This is a genomic window from Streptomyces sp. NRRL F-5650 (assembly GCF_000721365.1).
Classification (GTDB): Bacteria; Actinomycetota; Actinomycetes; order Streptomycetales; family Streptomycetaceae; genus Streptomyces; species Streptomyces ardesiacus.
Map to the genome: position 1 here is coordinate 23,853 of NZ_JOGV01000036.1, position 20,746 is coordinate 44,598.

Consider the following 20,746-nt stretch of genomic DNA (forward strand, 5'->3'; position numbering starts at 1 on the left):
GCGGGCCGGGCGCCGGACGCGCGGACGACGGGGTGGTCATGGGGCGCAGGCCGGCTGTTCGGTCCTCGCCGGTCCGGCCCAGGCGCCGGCGGCGTGTTCCGCGCCGGGCGGTGCGGGCAGCGCGGCCAGCGTGTTCACGACCTGGGCCGGAGCGGTCTGCGCGGGCACCGGCCGGCGCGGTGCGGAGAACCAGTTGCTCGTGCGTCCCCGCACCGGTGTCATGGGGCGCCCCGACTGCCTGGTGCCGACGGTGCCGACGGCCGGCGCGAGGGCCTGCCCGGGCGCGAGGTCCCCGCCCGCCACGAGCATCCGGTCGGCCAGGCGCGCGGAGGCGTGGCCGTCGTCCAGGTCGCAGAACTCCCGCTGGAACCATCGGTACCGCTCGGCGTAGGCCTCCTGGACGCGGTCGATCTGCTCCACCGCCGACACCAGGACCTCGGAGGTGTCCAGCAGGGGACCGGGGGCGCTGCTCGCGAAGTCGAAGTAGAAGCCGCGCAGGGTGTCGCGGTAGTGCTCCAGGTCGTAGGTGAAGAAGAGGATGGGGCGGCCGGTGTTGACGAAGTCGAACATGAGGGACGAGTAGTCCGTGATCATGATGTCGGTGATCAGGGAGAGGTCGGCCATGTCCGGGTAGTCGGAGACGTCGAAGACGAACCCGTCGCCCGCGCCCGGCACCGGGTCGACGACGTTGGGGTGACGGCGGACCAGCAGGACGTGCTCCTCGCCGAGCCGGGCGCGGGCGTCGGCGAGGTCGATGCGGAAGTCCAGCTTGTACTTGCCGGGCGCGTAGTACTGGTCGTCGCGCCACGTGGGGGCGTACATGACGACCCGCTTGCCCTCGGGCAGGCCGATCCGGGCCCGGATCTCGCGCTCGCGCTGCTCGGTGCCGGGCAGCCGCAGGATGTCGTTGCGCGGGTAGCCCGACTCCACCATCTCGCCGGGGAAGCCGAAGGCGCGCTGGAGGATGGGGGTGGAGAAGCTGTTGGGCGACACCAGCATGTCCCAGTTCTGCACCTCCTTCTCGACCCGCTCCAGGTAGCGCTGGTCGGCGAAGTGGATCGACTCGATGTCGTGGCCGATCTTCTTCAGCGGGGTGCCGTGCCAGGTCTGGACGACGATCTGGCCCTCCCGCTTCTGGAACCAGTCCGGGAGGTGGTTGTTGGCGACGATGTACCTGCTGGTGGCGAGGGCTTCGTACCATTCGGGCGACCACATGCGGATCGGGATCGCGGTGTCCGGCACGTCCACCTGGTCGTCCCGCACCACCCACAGGTGTTCGAGGTCGGTGCCGCGCCGCAGCAGCTCCTCGTGCAGGGCCCGGGGGCTGTCCGAGTACTGGGTGCCCTTGAAGGCGTCGAAGAGGACGGCGGGGCGCACCCGCTGCCGGCGGGCCGCCGGGTACGCCTTGGTGCGCAGCAGTTTCTGCCGGTAGGGACCGCGGGCGTGGTCGGGCATGGCCGAGTGGACCAGCAGGGAGAGCCGGTCGTACGCCTCGGCCTGGAGTTCGTAGCGGCGCTCGTTCTCCTCGTACTCCTCCGGGAAGGCGGGGACGAGGTCCTGCTCGATCTTGACCATGAGGTCTTCGAGACGGTCCTCCCTGGCCACGGACGACAGGTCCTGGCGGCGCAGGAAGAAGTCCCAGCGGCCGGCCGCGAGCGGGATGTCCCCGGCCAGGGTCCGCATGGCGGCCGGGGTGAAGAGGCAGCGGAAGCCGTTGCCGTTCCACTCGATCGGGATCTCGCGTTCGGCGCCGTGCGCCCGGGAGCGGACTACCAGGTGCGCGTCCTGGTACTCCCGCGGCGACAGGCGGTCGGCGGCCAGGTACTGGCCGTGGATCTCCAGCATGCCGTCGGCACGCCAGGTGAACGCCGTCGCCGTGGGCAGGGTGGCCCGTTCGAAGAGGACCAGGTAGCCCGAGCCGTTGCGGTGGACCACGACCTCGCGGTCGCCCTCCCGGGTCTGCAGCGCGTCGGGCATGCGGTAGTGCCCGTCCGGGGTGCCCTCGGCCATGACCGGGTAGATGGTCATCTTGCGGCCCTCCACGTGGAGGGTCGTCTTCCAGCCGTTGCTGCCCATGCTCCAGGACTGCGGGACGTCCGCGTCCGCGTCGGCGTCGGCCCGGAAGGAGGGCACCAGGGAGCGCAGCGGAAGCCGGGCCGCGAAGGTGCACCAGCCGTCGCCGCCCGCGGTGAAGTAGACCTTGCCGTCGTGCTGTCCCGAGCCGCTCAGGCTGGTGACGCGCAGCTTGCCCCACTCGGGCACGCGCGGGCCGAGGTACACGCCGCGCAGCTCGAGCTGGTCGCCGACCACGCGGTGCGCGGTGATCCGGCAGCGCACGACCTCGACCCGGAGCTTCAGCTTGCCCTGGAGGAAGAGCGGGAGGATACGGGTGTTCTTGTCGACGTAGCGGTACGGGGGGTTGGCCGCGGTTCCGGCCCCGCCGCGGTCGATGCCCCGGTACCGGAACAGTCCGCGGCTGAGGACGCCGGTGGCCACGTCCCAGGTTCCCTCGACCCACTGCCCCTTGCGCTTGAGACGGGTCGTGTCGATCCGGGCCTCGAAGCCGGCCCAGTCGTAGCAGTAACGATTCTGGTTGGAGTGTTCGGTGGCCTGGGGCGCGTAGGTGGTCTTGGCCGTGGTGATCACCATGCGCCCCTGCTTCTTGTTGCGCAGGGCGATCGCCTTGACCGACATGTGCCGCTTGTGCACGTTGATGAAGCGCACGTACGCGGTCCCCGTCAGGGTCAGCAGGTGGCCGTTGGTGCTCCAGCGGGCGCCGCCGAGCGTGCCGTGCAGGGAGAGTTCCTTGTCGAGCCGGAACGCCTTCTTGTCGAGCCCGACGCCGCGGTCGCCGAGGTAGGGGTACTTCAGGTAGCGGTGGAACCGGCGCTGGACGGGCATCGGGCCGCCGCGGCGCTCGAACTCGATGACCTCCAGGAGCTCGGCCAGCCGCCACTCGCGCACCAGGAGCCACTTGACCCGGGCGTCCGCGGGCAGTTCGTCGATGATGGTGAGGTCGGCCTCGTCGAGGAACTCGTTGGCCCACTGCATGAACGACTGGCGGTACTCGTCGTCCGCGTCCGGCAGCACCTTGAGGTGCAGCATCAGGTCGGACTTCAGGCAGGCCGTGTCGTACTTGCGCTTGCTCTCCTCGTACTGGCGCGAGCGCCGGTCCGCGAGGAAGCGGCTGACCGACTGCACCGCTGCGACCCGGTCGCGCAGGTTGGACAGTTCGGTGTGGCGCTGGGTGATGGACGGCGCGGCCCCGCCGTCGCGCCGGCGCCAGAAGTAGACGATGTCGGTGATCACGTCGACCTTGGCGGCCCGGAAGTGGGCGTACATGTTGACCCAGGAGTCCTCGTACATGACGCCCTCGGGGAACGCGATGTAGTGGTGGTCCCAGAAGGACCGCCGGAACATCTTGTTCCAGACCGTCCGGTCGTAGATCAGCGCCTCGAACCTGGTGATGTGGGTGCCGCGCCGGTTCTTCTGCATCGGGCCCTTGTGCAGCGGCGACTGCCACTTCTTCGTGGAGTTCATCATCTGCACGTTGCCCGACACGAAATCCGAGTCGGACCCCTCCAGGGTGCGCACCAGCAGCCCGTAGGCGTACTCGGGGATGACGTCGTCCCCGTCCACGAAGGCGAGGAACTCGCCCTGGGGGTGCATGGCCCGCAGGCCGGTGTTGCGCGCGTGCCCGGGGCCGTGCGGCTCCTGGCGGATCAGGCGGAAACGCGGGTCGGCCGCGCAAAAGTCGGCGGCGATGCGTGACGAGCCGTCGGTGGAGCCGTCGTCGACGAGGATCACCTCGAAGTCGCGGAAGGACTGCCGTGCGATCGACTCCAGGCACTCGGCCAGGTAGGTCTCGACATCCTGAAAGGGCACGACAATACTCAGACGCGGATGTTCCACCAACTCGCACTCCTACCAAGACATTTCGCCCAGCGGGCTGCTGTCAGTCCACACTGGGCAATCCCCACCCCTGACCGGTGCCGGCCCGCGGCCCCTCAACCGCCTCATGCGTCACCGGGAACACCCCGGACGGCCGGAAAGCCCCCCTTCACAGCCGTCACAGGTTCGCCACATCTTATGTCACTCTTATGGGCGGTCAAGACCAGTTAATGTGGCGTACATCGCTGTTACCCGCTATGGTTCCCCGCTCGTCAAATCCCAGTGTGCGGGTGCATATAGTTCTCGCACTGACACGACCGCACAGCGGGCCGGCCTCCCCCCACCCGGGCCCTGCGACTCCGCCTCCGCGGAGCCCGTGAGGAGAGGAACCGAACACCATGTCGCACAGCGCCACGACGGAGCCCCGGCGTGCCCGCCGGGCCGCGCCGGACGGCGGCCGTCGCACCCCGCGCCGCCGCAGGCGCTGGGGCCGGATCGTCCTCCTGTCCCTGGTGGTGCTGCTGCTCGCCGTCGGCGGCACCGGCTACTGGCTCTACAGCAGCCTGAACGGCAACATCGACGGGGTGGACCTGGACAAGGCCCTCGGCGACGACCGCCCGGAGAAGCTGCCGACGTCGGGACAGAACCTCCTCGTCCTGGGCTCGGACTCGCGGGCCGGGGACAACGCCTCGCTCGGCACCGGCAAGGTCGCCGGGGCGCGTTCGGACACCGCCCTGGTGGTGCACATACCCGAGGGGCGCAAGGAGGCCGTCGCGATCAGCATCCCGCGCGACACCCTCGTCACCCGCCCGGAGTGCACCAAGTCCGACGGGTCCGACCTCCCGCAGGCGGAGCGGGTGATGTTCAACTCCGTGTACTCGCTGGCCGGACCCGCCTGCGTGGTCAAGACGGTCGAGAAGATGTCCGGGATCCGCATGGACCACTACATGGAGATCGACTTCGCCGGCTTCAAGGGACTGGTCGACGCCATCGGCGGGGTGCCCGTCACCATCGACGAGCCCATCAAGGACAGTTCCAGCGGCCTCGACCTGAGCGCCGGCACCCACACCCTCGACGGCACCCAGTCCCTGGCCTTCGTGCGGACCCGGCACGGGGTGGGCGACGGCAGCGACCTCGGCCGCATCGGACTGCAGCAGCAGTTCCTGATGGCGCTGCTGAGCGAGGTCAAGAAGCAGGACCTGTTCGGCAGCCCCACCAAGACCTACAAGATCGCCGACACGCTCACCGCGGCCCTCACCACCGATTCCGACCTGGCGTCGCTGACCAGCCTGGCGGACTTCGCGCGCAGCATGAACGGGGTCGACCCCGCGACCATGGAGACGATCATGCTTCCGGTGGCCTACGACAAGGTCGACCCGAACCGGGTCGTGGCCGCCGAGCCCCAGGCGGGCGACCTGTGGAAGGCCGTGCGCTCGGACTCCGAGATCCCCGAGTCCGCGAAGAAGTCGCCCGCGACCGGCGGCTGACGCCCACGCGGTGGCAACGGCCCGCACGGTCCGGCCCGCGCGGGGCCGCCGGACCGGTCCGCGCGGGCCCGTCGGGCGTACGGGCCCGTCGGGCGTACGGGCCCGTCGGGCGTACCGTACGGGCCCGGCGGGTGAGCCGTGCGGTACGCGGTGACCGCCGCTCAGCCGTCCAGAGCCTGCCAACGGGTGAGGGACAGGCCGCTGCCGGCGTCCTGACGGGCCACCTTCGGCACGCCGTCCCCTCCGATCAGCGCCATCACCACCCGCCCGTGGCCGTCCCGGGCCAGCGCGGGGACGCCCCGGCAGGACTCGCCCAGGGCGTACCACCAGAACCCGGCGGCCTCGTTCTCCGTGCCGCCCACGCCGACCACGGCGGAGCCGTCCCGGTCCCGGCCGGCGAGGACGACGCTGTCGTAGCCGTCCACCACCGCGCGCAGGCGGGCGCAGGGCTCCCCGGTCGGCGCACCGCCCAGCGCGACGGGCCAGTCGCCCTCCCGCCAGGCGCCGACGCCGCCCGTGTCGGCGTCGGTCCAGAAGAACGTGACGCGCTCCGGCCCCGTCTCCAGCGCGCCGACCGTGCCCGGCACCGGTCGCAGCGCCAGGCCCCGTGGACCTTCGAAGTCGCCGCCGGGCGCGGCCTGGCGCCACAGCAGGACACCGGACGCGGTGGCGGCACAGAACTCCACCCGTCCCCCCGCGAGGGAGACGGTCGCGGGCGGGGCGTCGATCCCGGTACCGGACAGGTCCTCCCAGGCACGCCACTTGCCGTTCGGGGCCTCCCGGCGCAGCGCGAGACCTCCGTGCGCGTCCGGCACGAGGACGTGCACGGTGCCGTCGGTCGCGACGGCACCGACGGGGCGGCCCAGCGCCCGGCCCTGTACGGGGTCGCGGTGGGGGTTGCCGAGGGAGCGCCACTCGGTGAAGGCGAGTCCGGTCTGGTACTGGATGGCGTGCACGACGTCGACGGCGGTGCCGCCGTCGGCCCGCTCGCGCTCCCTGCGGCCGAGGAAGTGGACGTAGGTGTCCGCCCCCTGAACGACCGTCAGGTCGGTCAGTCCCCGGGCGGGGACGAAGTGCGGTCCGCTCCACGCGGGGCCGCCCACGGCGGTCTCCGTCCAGCGCAGCAGGCCGCCGTCGGTGGGCGCGTAGAGACTGAGCCGGCCGTCCTTGCCCAGGGTGAGCCAGTCGCCGTGGGCCGGTGCCGGCGCGACGCCGGGCTCCCGCCCCGCGTCACCGGGACCGGTCCGGCGGACGGCGCCGACGGGGCCTGCCGACCTTTTCCGCATGGCCTGCTGCACCTTCCTGAAGCCCGCCCCACCTCGGACAGGGACCGTCGAACGCCGAACATCATATGCCGTTCGTTCACCAGTTCCCCATGAGCCGGTCACCGGGCGGCCGGGACGGGGACGGACCGCTCAGACCGCTTCCCACGCCCCCAGCGCCAGCCCTGCCTCGTTCTTGCGCCGGCTCAGCAGCAACTGGCCGCTCGACGGGGACAGGGACGCCGCCACCAGGCGGCCGCCGGCGTCCAGGGTCAGGGAGACGGTGGCGTCGGCGGGCAGGGCGGGGCCCGACTCGGTCCAGGACGCGCCCATCTCCTCCAGTTCCGAGGGGTACGCGGCGAAGGCGACGCGGCCGCTGCCCGCGGCGCGCTGGGCGACCACAGTGCAGTCGTGGCCGTCTATGACGGTGCGCACGGCGGACACGGGCCCGGGGCCCGCGGCCGAGACCAGCGGGACCGGTTTTCCGCCGGGGCGCCAGGCGCACAGCTCCCCGGTGCCGTCGTCGGTGTAGAAGACCGTGGTGTGCTCGGCGGAGGTCGCCAGGGCGCGCAGGGTGCCCGGGCGGACCGCCGCGTCGAGGCGCTCCCCCAGGACCGGCCGGGCACCCGGCTTCCCCTGGCTCCAGTGCGCGATGCCGCCCTCGACGGGCGCGTACGCCTCGACCAGGCCGGAGTCGGCCGTCACGGCGGTTGGCGCCTCCTGGACGCCGCGGCCCTTGAGGTCCCGCCACGGGTCCCAGCCGCCCTTCTCCTGCTGGGCCACCATGCTCAGGCCGCCGCCGCCGTTGCGGACGAAGACGTGCGCGCGTCCCTGCGCGTCGACCGCCACGGCGGGGGTCCCGGTGCGGTCGCCCTGCTTGTTGGGGTGGCCGGCGGGCTGCCAGTCCAGGGGCGCGAGCCGCGGCCGGAAGTGCGTGGTGTGCACGAGGGCGCAGCGGCCGGCGCCGGTGGGGCGCCAGGCGACCAGGTGGGCGTAGCCGTTCGCCCCCCGGCCGGCCGCGAGGCCGCCGTCCGGGCGCAGTTCCTGGTCGCCGCCGATGCGGCGCGGGGCCTCCCAGGGGCCTTCGGGCGTGCGCTCGGCACGCCACAGGGCGGCGTCGTTCGACGGGAGGTAGACACTGAGGCGGCCGTCGCGGCCGGTAAGGAGCCAGTCGCCATTCACCGGATCACTCTAAGCGGGGCCGTCGGCTCCGCGTCGGCCGGGTGCGGATGCGGCGGGTGGGCCGTGCCACCCTGGCGGGATGGACCACAACGCATCCCCGCTGGTGATCGTCGACGCCGCGAACGTCGTCGGCTCGGTGCCCGACGGCTGGTGGCGGGACCGGCGCGGTGCCGCCGAGCGGCTGCGGGACCGGCTGGCGTCGGACGGGGTGCCGGGGCGGGCGGGACCGTTGGAGGTCGTGCTCGTGGTCGAGGGCGCGGCCCGCGGGGTGGAGTCCGTGCCCGGCGTACGGGTCGAGTCCGCGCCCGGCAGCGGGGACGACCACATCGTCGAGCTGGTCGCGCGGGCGGCGGGCGGCCGTGCCGTCCTCGTGGTGACGGCCGACCGCGGGCTGCGCCGCCGGGTGGCGGAGCTGGGGGCGGAGGTGGCGGGCCCCCGGACGGTACGGCCCGTGTGACGGCCGGTACGCGCACACGGGCCGCCGGCGGCCCCACGCCCCCCGCCCGGCTACGGACCGTTCGGCGCGGCCGGCTCGGCCGGGGTGTCCTCGCCGCGGGCCAGGCGGCTGTGGGTGCGGCCGTAGAGGAAGTACACGACAAAGCCGATCGCCATCCAGATGCCGAACCGCACCCAGGTCTCGGCGGGCAGGTTCAGCATCAGCCACAGCGACGCGGCCACGGAGACGACGGGCAGCAGCGGGACCAGCGGGGTGCGGAAGGCGCGGGGCAGGTCGGGGCGGGTCCTGCGCAGGATGATCACACTGATCGCGACGACGACGAAGGCGAAGAGCGTGCCGATGTTCACCAGCTCGGCCAGTTCGCTGAGGCTGGTGAAGCCGGCGACGACCGCGATGACGACGCCGAGCAGGATGGTCGGCCGGTAGGGGGTGCGGAACCTCGGGTGGACGTGGGAGAAGAAGCGCGGGAGCAGGCCGTCGCGGCTCATCGCGAAGAAGACCCGGCTCTGGCCGAGGAGCAGGATCATGCAGACCACCGTCAGGCCGACGGCGGCGCCGAAGCTGATCACCCCGGAGAAGAACGGGTGCCCGGTGGCCTTGAACGCGTCGGCGAGCGGGGCGTCCACGGAGAGCTTGGTGTAGTGCTCCATGCCGGTGACGACGATCGAGACGCCGACGTACAGCAGGGTGCAGATCACCAGGGAGCCGAGGATGCCGCGCGGCATGTCCCGCTGCGGGTTCCTGGTCTCCTCGGCGGCGGTGGCGACGATGTCGAAGCCGATGAAGGCGAAGAAGACGACCGAGGCGGCCGTGAAGATGCCCATCACGCCGAAGTTCGCCGGCGCCCAGCCGAACATGAGCTGGATCAGTGGTGAGTGCAGTCCCCCGCCCGCCTCGACGGGCTGCGACTTCGGGATGAAGGGGTCGTAGTTGGCGCTCTTGACGAAGAAGGCACCCGCGATGATCACGATGAGGACGACGGCCACCTTGATGGCGACGACGAGCGAGGTGATCCGCGCCGACAGCTTCATGCCGAGCACGAGGATGGCGGTGAGCACCAGCACCAGGGCGGCGGCGAGGATGTCGAAGCCGAAGCCGTCGGCGCCGTCCCGTCCGCCCAGCTCGGCGGGGATGTGCCAGCCGGCGTTGTCCAGCAGCGAGCGGATGTAGCCGGACCAGCCGACGGCCACCACCGCCGTGCCGAGCGCGAACTCCAGGACGAGGTCCCAGCCGATGATCCAGGCGGGCAGTTCGCCCAGGGAGGCGTAGGAGAAGGTGTACGCGGAGCCGGCCACCGGGACGGTGGAGGCGAACTCGGCGTAGCACAGCGCGGCGAGCGCGCAGACGACTCCGGCGACGACGAACGCGAGGGCGACGGCGGGTCCCGCGTTGTTCTTGGCGACGGTGCCGGTCAGTACGAAGATGCCGGTGCCGATGACGACGCCGATGCCGAAGACGGTCAGGTCCAGTGCCGACAGGGATTTCTTGAGCGCGTGCTCCGGTTCCTCCGTGTCACGGATGGACTGCTCGATCTTCTTGGTCCTGAAGAGGGTGTTGCTCACGGGGACCTCCCACGCTTGTCGTCCTCGACATGATCGAGAGGGGGCGTACTGCGTATGCCCCGGCATGGGCGATTTCACGCGGATGGGCCGGTCGCGCCACTGCAACGAGTGGCGCGACCGGCCCGTCCGGCGGAGCGCGGGGTGCGCGGCGTCAGTCGCGCGCGGCCTCCACTTGGTCCACCTCGGCGCCCGCGCGGTCGTACTTGCCGTCGAGCTTGGCGACCAGGCCGGTGACCTGGCGCGCGATGTCGGGCGCGGTGAGCCCGATCTCGGCGAGGACCTCGGCGCGGGAGGCGTGGTCGAGGAAGCGCGGCGGGATGCCGAAGTCGCGCAGCGGCACGTCGACGCCGGCGTCGCGCAGGGCCTGGGCGACGGCGGAGCCGACCCCGCCGACGCGGGAGTTGTCCTCGACGGTGACGACCACGCGGTGGCGCTCGGCGAGCGGGGCCATGGCCTCGTCGACGGGCTTGACCCAGCGGGGGTCGACGACGGTGGTGGAGATGCCCTGCTTGTCCAGGAGGTCCGCCACCTCCAGGCACATCGGGGCGAGTGCGCCGACGGAGACCAGGAGCACGTCGGGGGTCTCGGTCCCGGGGGCGCGCAGCACGTCCATGCCGCCGACGCGGCCGACGGCGGGGACGGCGGGGCCGACGGCGCCCTTGGAGAAGCGGACCACGGTCGGCGCGTCGTCCACCTGGACGGCCTCGCGCAACTGGGCGCGGACCTGGTCGGCGTCACGCGGGGCGGCGAGCCTGAGGCCGGGGACGACCTGGAGGATCGACATGTCCCACATGCCGTTGTGGGAGGCGCCGTCGGTGCCGGTGACACCGGCCCGGTCGAGCACGAACGTCACGCCGCACCTGTGCAGGGCGACGTCCATGAGGACCTGGTCGAAGGCGCGGTTGAGGAAGGTGGCGTACACGGCGAAGACCGGGTGGACGCCGCCGTGGGCGAGGCCGGCCGCGGAGACGGCGCCGTGCTGCTCGGCGATGCCGACGTCGTAGACGCGGTCGGGGAAGGCCTTGGCGAACTTGTCCAGGCCGACCGGCTGGAGCATCGCGGCCGTGATGGCGACGACGTCCTCGCGCTCCTTGCCGAGCTTGAGCATCTCGTCGCCGAAGACGGACGTCCAGTCGGCACCGGAGGTGGAGATGGGCAGGCCGGTGTCCGGGTGGATCTTGCCGACGGCGTGGAAGCGGTCGGCCTCGTCCTGGAGGGCGGGCTGGTAGCCGCGGCCCTTCTCGGTGAGGCAGTGCACGATGACCGGGCCGCCGAAGCGCTTGGCGCGGGTGAGGGCGGACTCCAGGGCTTCCAGGTCGTGGCCGTCGATCGGGCCGACGTACTTGAGGCCGAGGTCCTCGAACATGCCCTGGGGGGCGATGAAGTCCTTCAGGCCCTTCTTGGCGCCGTGCAGGGTGTCGTAGAGCGGGCGGCCGACGACCGGGGTGCGCTCCAGGACCTCCTTGGTGCGGGCCAGGAAGCGCTCGTAGCCGTCGGTGGTGCGCAGGGTCGCCAGGTGGTTGGCGAGGCCGCCGATGGTGGGGGCGTAGGAGCGCTCGTTGTCGTTGACGACGATGACCAGCGGGCGGTCCTTGGCGGCGGCGATGTTGTTCAGCGCCTCCCAGGCCATGCCGCCGGTGAGCGCGCCGTCGCCGATGACGGCGACGACGTGGTCGTCGCGCCTCAGGACCTGGTTGGCCTTGGCGATGCCGTCGGCCCAGCCCAGCACGGTGGAGGCGTGGCTGTTCTCGATGACGTCGTGCTCGGACTCGGCCTGCGAGGGGTAGCCGGACAGGCCGCCCTTCATCTTGAGCTTCGAGAAGTCCTGGCGGCCGGTGAGCAGCTTGTGCACGTAGGACTGGTGGCCGGTGTCCCAGAGCACCTTGTCCTTCGGCGAGTCGAAGACGCGGTGCAGGGCGAGGGTGAGTTCCACCACGCCGAGGTTGGGGCCGAGGTGGCCGCCGGTCTTGGAGACGGCGTCGACGAGGAAGGTACGGATCTCCTCGGCCAGCCGGTTCAGCTCTTCCAGGCTGAGCCGGTCCAGATCGCGCGGTCCCGTGATGCGGGTCAGCAGCGGCACCCGTGCCTCCTTGCAGTAGAGCTGTTGCCGGGCTCGTCGAGTCTAATGTTCCGCTCCGGCGGAACGTGTCCGGGCGGTGCGTCGTACGTCACGCGTTCGGCCTTACCCACGGGCGGGCCGTTCTACGTGTCACGGACCACGTCTTCCCCGTCCGCGCCTTCCGGCACGTCCCGTCCGGCTTGGGGACACCTTTACCCGGGTGGTCCAGTCCGTTCCACCGCACGGTGTCCAGGCCCGGTGCGACCCGCCCGGGCATATTGGTCTAGTCCCATTCTGGTCCAGACCATTGCGTCCCCCGGCGCTCCGGCGATATCCCCGTACCCGGCAACACCCCAGCACAGCACGGGAATCGACGTTCCTCCCCACACACACCGGGACTGACATGAGACGCATGCGTTCCTTCCGCGCGGCCCTCACCGCGGCCGCCACCACCGTGGCCGCGGTGGGCCTCGCCCTCTCCGGCACCGGCGCCGCCGAGGCGGCCACCCCGCTGCCGGAGAGGGTCTTCGCCCCGTACTTCGAGGCCTGGACCGGCGAGAGCCCGGCCGCGCTGTCCGCCCAGTCGGGTGCCAAGCACCTGACGATGGCCTTCCTGCAGACGGCGACCGCGGGCTCCTGCACGCCGTACTGGAACGGCGACACGTCGATGCCGGTCGCGCAGTCGACCTTCGGTGCCGACGTCGACACCATCCAGGCGAACGGCGGCGACGTCATCCCCTCGTTCGGCGGCTACACGGCCGACACCACGGGCACCGAGATCGCCGACAGCTGCACCGACGTCCAGCAGATCGCCGCGGCCTACGAGAAGGTCATCACGACCTACGACGTCACCCGGCTCGACATGGACATCGAGATCGACTCGCTGGACAACACCGCGGGCATCGACCGCCGCAACAAGGCGATCAAGCTGGTCCAGGACTGGGCCGCCGCGAACGGCCGGACCGTCGAGATCTCCTACACGCTGCCCACCACCACCCGGGGTCTGGCGAGCAACGGCGTCGCCCTGCTCGAGAACGCCGTGAAGAACGGCACGAAGGTCGACGTCGTGAACCTCATGACGTTCGACTACTACGACAACCAGCAGCACGACATGGCCAAGGACACCCAGACGGCCACCCAGGGCCTGCACGACGTGCTGGCCCGGCTCTACCCGGCCAAGTCCTCCGCCGAGCTGTGGCACATGATCGGCGTCATCGAGATGATCGGCGTCGACGACTTCGGCCCGGCGGAGACCTTCACCCTGGACAACGCCCGCACCGTCTACGACTGGGCCCTGAAGCAGGGCATCAACACGCTCTCCTTCTGGGCGCTCCAGCGGGACAACGGCACCTGCGCGGGCGGCGCCGCGGCCGACAACTGCTCCGGCATCCAGCAGAACACCTGGGACTTCTCACACATCTTCGCGCCCTTCACCGGCGGCAGCACCGCCCCGGCCAACGACTTCTCCCTCTCCGCCGCGCCGGCCTCCGGCACGGTGACCGCGGGCGCCTCGGCCACCACCACGGTGAAGACCGCGGTGAAGTCGGGGACGGCGGAGACGGTGCGGTTCAGCGCGAGCGGCGTCCCGGCGGGGGTCACCGCGTCCTTCAGTCCCGCCTCGGTGACGGCGGGCGGGCAGTCGGCGCTCACCCTGTCCACCACCGCGCAGGCCGTGTCGGGGACCTACTCCGTCACCGTCACGGGGACCAGCCCGTCCGGCAGCCACAGCACCACGTACTCCCTCACCGTCACCGGCGGCAGCGGCCACCAGTGCACGGCCGCCCCGTGGGCCTCGGGCACCGTCTACACCGGCGGGCAGCAGGTCTCCCACCAGGGGCACACCTGGAAGGCCAAGTGGTGGACGACCGGCGAGGAGCCCGGGACCACCGGCCAGTGGGGCGTCTGGCAGGACCTCGGCGCCTGCTGACGGCCGCGAGGACCCCGCGGTAGGGCACACGGCCCCGTGACCGAAGCGGTCCGCCCGCCCGCCCAGGGCTCAGCCGGGCGGGTGGACGGACCGCAGTCGGCCGTGCGGGGCGGTGCTACGCGCGGCCGGCCGTCTTCTGCGTCTTGCGGGTGATCGCGTCGATGACGACGGTCGCCAGCAGCACGCCACCGGTGATCATGTACTGGACCGGCGAGGCGATGCCCTCCAGGGCGAGGCCGTACTGGATCGAGACGATGACCATCACGCCGAGCAGCGCGTCCCAGGTGCGGCCGCGGCCGCCGAACAGGGACGTGCCGCCGATCACGGCCGCGGCGATGACGTTCATCAGGAACTCGCCGGTGCCCGCGCCCTGGTTGGCCGCGGCGATCTTCGACGCCACGAAGAGACCGCCGATCGCGGCGAAGCCGCCGGCGATCGCGAAGACCGAGATCCGGATCAGTTCCACGTTGATACCGGCCCGGCGGGACGCCTCGACGCTGCCGCCGAGCGCGAAGATCTTGCGACCGTAGGCGGTGCGGCGCAGGACGAAGTCCGTGAGCAGCAGGAACGCCAGGAAGATCACCACGGCCAGCGGCAGGCCCTTGTACTGGTTGAAGACGATCGCCACGGCGAAGGCCAGGACCGCGAGCAGCACCGTGCGCACGATGATCTCGTTCAGCGGCCGGGAGGGAACCCCGACGGCCTCGCGGCGGCGGTTGTCGAAGAACGCGGTGAGGAAGTACCCCGCGGTCACCACGACCGCCAGACCGTAGGCGGCGGCCACGTCGCTGAAGTAGTAGCTGGTCATCTTCACGACCACACCCTCGGAGTCGAGGTTGATCGTGCCGTTGCTGCCCAGGATCTGCAGCATGAAGCCCTGCCAGAACAGCAGGCCGGCCAGCGTCACGGCGAAGGCCGGCACGCCGATGCGGGCGAAGACGAAGCCGTGGATGGCGCCGGCCACGGTGCCGGTGAGGACGGCCAGCACCAGGGCGAGCCACTCGTTCATGCCGTGGGTGACGCTCAGGACCGCGAAGGTGGCGCCCGCGACACCGCTGACCGAGCCGACCGACAGGTCGATCTCGCCGAGCAGCAGGACGAAGACGATGCCGACGGCGATCATGCCGGTGCCGACCATCGCGACCGACATGTCGGAGAAGTTGCCGGCGGTGAGGAAGTTGGAGTTCAGGCTGGTGAAGATGGCCCAGATGATCAGCAGGCCGACGACGACCGGGATGGACCCGAGGTCACCGGCCTTCATCTTCCGCTTGAACTCGCCTATGTAGCCCGCGAGGCCCTGCTCGCGCACCAGCAGCCGCGGGTCGACCACGGTGGCCGCGCCGGAGGCCGCGGCCGGGTTCTCGACCGCGTTGTCCTCGGCGGGGGTGGAGGTCTTGTCGATGCTCACTTCTTGATCTCCCCATTGGTGCGCGCCGCACGACGGGTCACGGCGTTCTCCGTGGCGCCGGTGATGGCGGAGATGATCTCTTCCTGCGAGGTCGACTTGACCTCGAAGATGCCGTTGTTGCGCCCGAGGCGCAGGACGGCGACCTTGTCGGCGACCGCCTTGACGTCGGCCATGTTGTGGCTGATGAGGATGACGGCGTGGCCGCGCTCGCGCAGCCGCTCCACGAGGTCGAGGACCTGCGCGGTCTGCTCGACACCCAGGGCGGCGGTGGGCTCGTCGAGGATGACCAGCTTGGGCTCGCCGAGCATGGACCGGGCGATCGCCACCACCTGGCGCTGACCGCCGGACAGCGAGGCGATCGGGATGCGGACGCTGGGGATGCGGATGGACAGCGTGTCCAGCAGCTCGCGGGAGCGGCGCTCCATCTCCACCTCGTCCAGGACGCCGCGGCGGCGGATCTCCCGGCCGAGGAAGAGGTTGCCGACCACGTCGATGTTGTCGCACAGCGCGAGGTCCTGGTAGACGGTCGCGATGCCCAGGTTCTGGGCGTCGTGCGGCTTGTTGATCGTGACGGACCTTCCGTCCCACTCGATGGCGCCTTCATCGATGGGGTGCACGCCGGCGATCGTCTTGACCAGCGTGGACTTTCCGGCACCGTTGTCGCCCACCAGGGCGACCACCTCACCGGCGTGGACCTCAAGCTCGACGTCGGTGAGCGCCTGGACGGCACCGAATCGCTTGGAGACCCCGCGCAACGCCAGCACGGGCGTAGCGGACACGTGAACCATCTCCTTCGCCGCCTGACCCGGCGGGAGGTTGTGCAGAAGTTTGTTGGGGGGTGTTCCGTCCGGCGCCCCGCGTAGCTTGCGGGGCTGATGTCTGCGGGGCGCCGGAGGAGCCGGGGCGGTCGGTCCGGGCCGCTCACGCGGCGCGGGACGCGGGTCCGCTTACTTGAGGCCGATCTTGTCGCACGCGGCCTTGTACTTGTCCGTGCAGATCTCGTCCACCGTGTAGAAGCCGTCCTTGATGACGGTCTCCTTGATGTTGTCCTTGGTCAGCGCGACGACCGGGACGATGACGGTGGGGATGTCCTTGGTCGTGGCGCTGTCGACCTTGTCGTTGGCGATGGAGTCCAGCGACTCGCCCTTGGCCAGCGCGACGGCCATCTCGGCCGCCGTCTCGGCCTCCTTGGGGTAGGACTTGAAGACGCTCATGTACTGCTCACCGGTGACGATGCGCTGCACGCCCGCGAGTTCGGCGTCCTGGCCGGTGACCGGGATGTTCGTGATGCCGGCGCGCTTGAGGGCGGTGATGGAACCGCCCGCCATGCCGTCGTTGGCCGAGTAGACGCCGTCGATCTTGTCCTTGCCGAGCGCGGAGATCGCGGCGTCCATGTTGGCGTTGGCGTTCTCCGGCTTCCACTCCTTGGTGTCGTACTCGCGGCCGATCTTCACCTTGCCGTCGAGGACGGAGTGGGCGCCCTCCTTGAACTGGGCGGCGTTCGGGTCCGTGGAGGAGCCGTTCATCATGACGATCTGGCTGTCCTTGGCCTTGTCGCCGAGCGCCTTCAGGAGGGCCTCGCCCTGCGTCTTGCCGACGGTCACGTTGTCGAAGGACGTGTAGGCGTCGATCGGGCCCTCGGCCAGGCGGTCGAACGCGACGACCTTGATGCCCGCGTCGTGGGCCTTCTTCACCGAGCCGGCGATGGCCTTGAAGTCCACCGCGTCGATGATCAGCACGTCCACCTTGTTGGTGATCATCGTCTCGACCTGCTGGTTCTGCAGGCTGGCGTCCTGCTTGGCGTTGTTGTAGACGACCTTGCCCTTGTTGTTCGTGAGCTCCTTGACCTTCTTCTCGATCATGGGCTTGTCGAACTTCTCGTACCGCGCGGTCTGGTTCTCCGGAAGGAGCAGACCGACCGTGATGTCGTCGCCCTTCTTCGCGGCCGAGTCGGACGAGTCATTGCCGTCGCCGGACTCCTTGGCGCTGCCGCAGGCGGCGAGGGACACGGCCATGGCACCAGCGGCGAGAGCAACGGCGGCACGACGCATACGCGTGTTCACTTCACAAACCTCCCTGACGAGGCCGCGTCGTTGCGGCCGAGGTGGCTGGAAGTCAACTCGGCCACACGTGCGACGTCAAGAAGTAAATCCTTAACGAGATGACAACGGTGCCATCCGTGCTCTAAGTGAAGGCAGGCGTCGCCGTCGGCAGCGCGCCGGTCGCAGATCCGTCCAACAGCGTCGAATCGCCCATCTCGCTCAGGGCCAGGGCGAGCGCCCCGAGCACCTCCGCGCGGCCCCCAAGGGCCCCCGGAAGTACGGAGAGTTGGCGCGCCGCGCTGGGGATGGCGTAACGGCCGACGGACTCCCTTATCGGCCCGAGCACCAGCTCCCCGGCCTCGGCGAGATCACCGCCGAGGACGACTCGGCTCGGGTTGAGCAGATTGCAGAGGTTGGCGACTCCACTGCCGACGTGGCGGCCGACGTCGGCGATCACCCGACGGCAACCGGGGTCACCGTCCCGGGCCAGCCGCACCACGCCCTCCATCGTGAGATCGGTGCCGTGGCTGGGCTGGAGGAGCGGCAGCACATAGCGTGCTGCCGCGAAGGTCTCCAGGCAACCCCGGTTTCCGCACCGGCAGACGGGGCCGGCCTCGTCGAGCGTGATGTGCCCGATCTCGCCCGCCGTGCCGCCGGGTCCGCGGTAGATCTTCCCGTTGATCACCAGACCGGCGCCGACGCCGCTGGCGACCTTGATGTACGCCAGGTCCCGCACGCCCCGGCCGCTGCCCCAGACCAGCTCGCCCAGGGCGCCGAGGTTGGCGTCGTTGTCCACGTGCACCGGGACGCCGAGCCGCCCCCGCAGCTCCTCGGCGGGGCGGGTCCCGCCCCAGCCGGGCAGGATGGCGGTCGAGCCCAGCGTCCCGGACTCCACGTCGATCGGGCCGGGCACGCCGAGGCCCACCCCGGCGATCTTGGCGCGGTCCACCCCGGTGGCCGCGATCAGGCGGCCGACCAGTTGTTCCGCCCGGTCGAGGCCCTGGGCCGCGGACGCGTCGACGTCCAGTGGCTCGGACTCCTCGGCGAGCACCTGGTGGGCGAGGTTGCCGACGGCGACGCGCAGGTGGGTGTGGCCGAAGTCGACGCCGATGACGATCCCGGCGTCACCGCTCAGCGAGACGCTGCGGGCCCGCCGGCCGCCCGCGGAGGTGGGCGTGACCTCGACCGTTCCGCCGTTCTTCAGCTCCCGGACGATGTTGGAGACCGTGGCCGCGGACAGGCCCGTCGTCCTCGCGATCTCCGCCTGCGTGAGCGAACCGGCGAGCCGTACCGCCCGTACGACGCGTTCCAGGTTGGCTCGGTGCAGCGACGACTGCGACCCGGGAGTCTCCACGACGACCTCCTGCGCGCGGGGCCGCTTCGGCGAGGCCCCTTCCATGTGCAACTAGTGAACCCTAAGCAGAGCCGTTCGGGTCACCTACCGTCAAGAGGTTGAACGGCATCCGGGTACCCCGTGAGTGCGGCCCCGCACACACGAGCATGCCGCCCCCGGCCTGCGGGAGCGGCATGCTCGTGAGGTCCCGGGGCCCGGGACCTGCCCGGGCGCTACTTCAGCGCGCCCGCCGTGAGCCCCTGGACCACCTGGCGCTGGAAGATGATGTACGCGGCCAGCACCGGCAGCATCGCCATGACCAGGCCGGCGAACAGGCCCGACCAGTCGCCCTTGTACCCCTGGCTGACCGCGAGCTGCACCAGGCCCTGGGTGAGGACGTGTTTGTCCGGGTCCGTGTTCAGCACGGTCGGCAGCATGTACTGGTTCCACTGGCCCAGGAAGTTGAAGATCCCCACGCTGATCAGGCCGGGCTTGGCCATCGGCAGCATGACCTGGAAGAACGTCCGGGTGTGCGAGGCCCCGTCGACGAACGCGGCCTCCGCCACCGAACTGGGCAGGCTGCGGAAGAACCCGGTCAGGAAGAACACCGTGAAGGGCAGCGAATAGGCGATGTAGACCAGGATCAGCCCGTGGATGGTGTTCAGCATTCCCATGTTGTCCACGACGTAGAACAACGGGACCAGGGCGAGCATGATCGGGAAACTCATGCCGGCGATGAACAAGTAATAGATGAACCGGTTTCCCGGAAAGTCGAACCGGGCCAGCACGTAGGCCGCCATGGAACCCAGCACCAGGGTGCCGATGAGCGAACCGCCCACCACCAGGACGGTGTTGAGGAAGTAGTCGCTCATGTGCGCCTGGGACCAGGCCCGCGACCAGTTGTCGAAGTGCAGCTTGTCGGGCAGCGACCAGGGCGAGCCGAAGATGGAGGCGTCGTCCTTGAAGGAGGTCATCACCGCCCACACGAGCGGCATGCCGACCATGATCGCCCAGATGACCAGGACGGCGTGGGAGAAGACGTTGAGGGTGGTGCCCTCCTTCTTCGCCTTCTTCGGTCCGCCGGGGGCGGCCCGGGTCTTCAGGACGGGCGTGCCGGGCTCCGCGGGCACGGGGGCGGGGGTCTCGGTCGTCTTCATGGATCAGAACTCCAGCCGCTCGCGCCGGCCCAGCCGCGTCACGACGGCGGCGAAGGCCAGCGTGACGACGAGCAGGGCGACGCCGATGGTGGTGGCGTAGGCGGCCTGGCCGTCACGGAACGCCTTCTGGTACACGTACAGGACCATGACGGTGGTCGAGTAGTCGGGTCCGCCGGGTCCGGTCGTCATGATCTGCACGACCGCGAAGGACTCGGCGCCCAGCGCGAGGATGCCCATGTAGACCCAGCCGGACTGCACGGTGTCCCACAGCAGCGGCAGGGTCACCTTGAAGAAGGTGGTGGCGCGGTTCGCCCCGTCCAGCAGCGCGGCCTCGTACAGCTCCGCCGGGATGGAGGCCATGCCCGCGGAGAAGAGCACCACGAAGAAGCCGACCGTCGACCAGACGAGCACCGCCATCACGCACCACAGGGCGATGCTGGGGTCGCCGAGCCACAGGGGCTGGAGGGAGTCCAGGCCGATCCCGCGCAGCAGGGAGTTGATGGCGCCGCTGTCCGGGTTGTACGCGAACTGGAACAGCAGGGCGACGATCGCGATGGAGAGCACCTGCGGGAAGAAGTACACGATCTTGTAGAAGCCGGAGCCGCGCACGCCGGAGATCGCCGGCCCGCCCCGGCGGCGGCGTCCGCCCACGTTGATCATGAAGGCGAAGAACAGCGCCAGACTGAGTGTCACCAACGGCACCAGCAGGGCGAAGATCACGCTGTGCTGCAACGACTTCCAGAAGATGGTGTCGTCGAGCATCCGCGAGTAGTTGTCGAAGCCGACCATCTTGAACTCGGGACTCAGCCCGGTCCAGTCCGTGAAGGAGTAGTAGATGGACTGGATGAACGGCCAGATGACGAAGAGCGCGTACAGTCCCAGGGGTACCGCCAGGAACCCCACGATGAACCGGTACTTGCCGTGCTGCATTGCTACCGACCCCGATCTGCGCGCGGGCGGCGCCGCCAGGGCCCGCCCG

General features: G+C 70.5%; 14 protein-coding genes. 3 read left to right on the forward strand and 11 right to left on the reverse strand.

What is annotated here, in order from left to right; genetic code table 11:
* Positions 1–36 precede the first annotated feature (36 nt).
* The gene (locus IG88_RS0127455) at positions 37–3,885 is read right to left on the reverse strand and encodes a bifunctional glycosyltransferase family 2 protein/CDP-glycerol:glycerophosphate glycerophosphotransferase (protein ID WP_234332320.1); all 3,849 of its coding nucleotides are present in this window, start codon (positions 3,883–3,885) and stop codon (positions 37–39) included.
* A gap of 404 nt (positions 3,886–4,289) precedes the next feature.
* Between IG88_RS0127455 and IG88_RS0127460 the strand changes: the two genes are divergently transcribed.
* Complete coding sequence (locus tag IG88_RS0127460; protein ID WP_031046682.1) at positions 4,290–5,378, forward strand: LCP family protein; 1,089 nt, start codon at positions 4,290–4,292, stop codon at positions 5,376–5,378.
* A 161-nt stretch (positions 5,379–5,539) separates the two neighbouring features.
* On the opposite strand, the gene IG88_RS0127465 is transcribed toward IG88_RS0127460, so the two are convergent.
* On the reverse strand, positions 5,540–6,664 hold the full coding sequence (locus tag IG88_RS0127465; protein WP_031046684.1) for a hypothetical protein: 1,125 nt from the start codon (positions 6,662–6,664) through the stop codon (positions 5,540–5,542).
* Between the two features lie 129 nt (positions 6,665–6,793).
* Entirely contained in the window at positions 6,794–7,822 is a 1,029-nt protein-coding gene (locus tag IG88_RS0127470) for a hypothetical protein (protein ID WP_031046687.1), read from the reverse strand.
* Positions 7,823–7,901: 79 nt separating this feature from the next.
* On the opposite strand from IG88_RS0127470, the gene IG88_RS0127475 reads away from it, so the two are divergent.
* Positions 7,902–8,279 carry a hypothetical protein gene (locus IG88_RS0127475; RefSeq protein WP_031046689.1) on the forward strand — a complete coding sequence of 126 codons (378 nt, stop codon included), beginning with the start codon at positions 7,902–7,904 and terminating at the stop codon, positions 8,277–8,279.
* Positions 8,280–8,329: 50 nt separating this feature from the next.
* Here the strand turns inward: IG88_RS0127475 and IG88_RS0127480 are convergent, their stop codons facing one another.
* Both IG88_RS0127480 and dxs read right to left on the reverse strand, forming a co-directional pair.
* Entirely contained in the window at positions 8,330–9,841 is a 1,512-nt protein-coding gene (locus IG88_RS0127480) for an amino acid permease (RefSeq protein ID WP_031046693.1), read from the reverse strand.
* A 151-nt stretch (positions 9,842–9,992) separates the two neighbouring features.
* A complete protein-coding gene (dxs, locus tag IG88_RS0127485) occupies positions 9,993–11,921 on the reverse strand; it encodes a 1-deoxy-D-xylulose-5-phosphate synthase (protein WP_031046696.1) in 1,929 nt (642 codons plus the stop codon).
* Between the two features lie 382 nt (positions 11,922–12,303).
* On the opposite strand from dxs, the gene IG88_RS0127490 reads away from it, so the two are divergent.
* Positions 12,304–13,827: a chitinase gene (locus IG88_RS0127490; protein ID WP_031046698.1), complete on the forward strand. Its 1,524-nt coding sequence runs from the start codon at positions 12,304–12,306 to the stop codon at positions 13,825–13,827.
* Between the two features lie 115 nt (positions 13,828–13,942).
* Here the strand turns inward: IG88_RS0127490 and IG88_RS0127495 are convergent, their stop codons facing one another.
* The 6 genes from IG88_RS0127495 to IG88_RS0127520 all read right to left on the reverse strand — a co-directional run bounded on the left by IG88_RS0127495 (position 13,943) and on the right by IG88_RS0127520 (position 20,697).
* Positions 13,943–15,235: a sugar ABC transporter permease gene (locus IG88_RS0127495; protein WP_031046700.1), complete on the reverse strand. Its 1,293-nt coding sequence runs from the start codon at positions 15,233–15,235 to the stop codon at positions 13,943–13,945.
* Entirely contained in the window at positions 15,232–16,023 is a 792-nt protein-coding gene (locus IG88_RS0127500; RefSeq protein ID WP_031046702.1) for an ATP-binding cassette domain-containing protein, read from the reverse strand. Before IG88_RS0127500 ends, IG88_RS0127495 begins: the two co-directional genes overlap by 4 nt.
* Before the next feature lie 159 nt (positions 16,024–16,182).
* Positions 16,183–17,286, reverse strand: a complete 1,104-nt coding sequence (locus IG88_RS0127505) for a sugar ABC transporter substrate-binding protein (protein WP_031046703.1) — start codon at positions 17,284–17,286, stop codon at positions 16,183–16,185.
* Between the two features lie 133 nt (positions 17,287–17,419).
* Positions 17,420–18,631 (reverse strand): ROK family transcriptional regulator, encoded by a 1,212-nt coding sequence (locus IG88_RS0127510; protein WP_031046706.1) that lies wholly within the window; start codon positions 18,629–18,631, stop codon positions 17,420–17,422.
* 212 nt (positions 18,632–18,843) lie between these two features.
* Positions 18,844–19,767, reverse strand: coding sequence for a carbohydrate ABC transporter permease (locus IG88_RS0127515; protein ID WP_031046708.1), 924 nt, complete (start codon positions 19,765–19,767; stop codon positions 18,844–18,846).
* A 3-nt stretch (positions 19,768–19,770) separates the two neighbouring features.
* The gene (locus IG88_RS0127520; RefSeq protein WP_031046711.1) at positions 19,771–20,697 is read right to left on the reverse strand and encodes a carbohydrate ABC transporter permease; all 927 of its coding nucleotides are present in this window, start codon (positions 20,695–20,697) and stop codon (positions 19,771–19,773) included.
* Positions 20,698–20,746 lie beyond the last annotated feature (49 nt).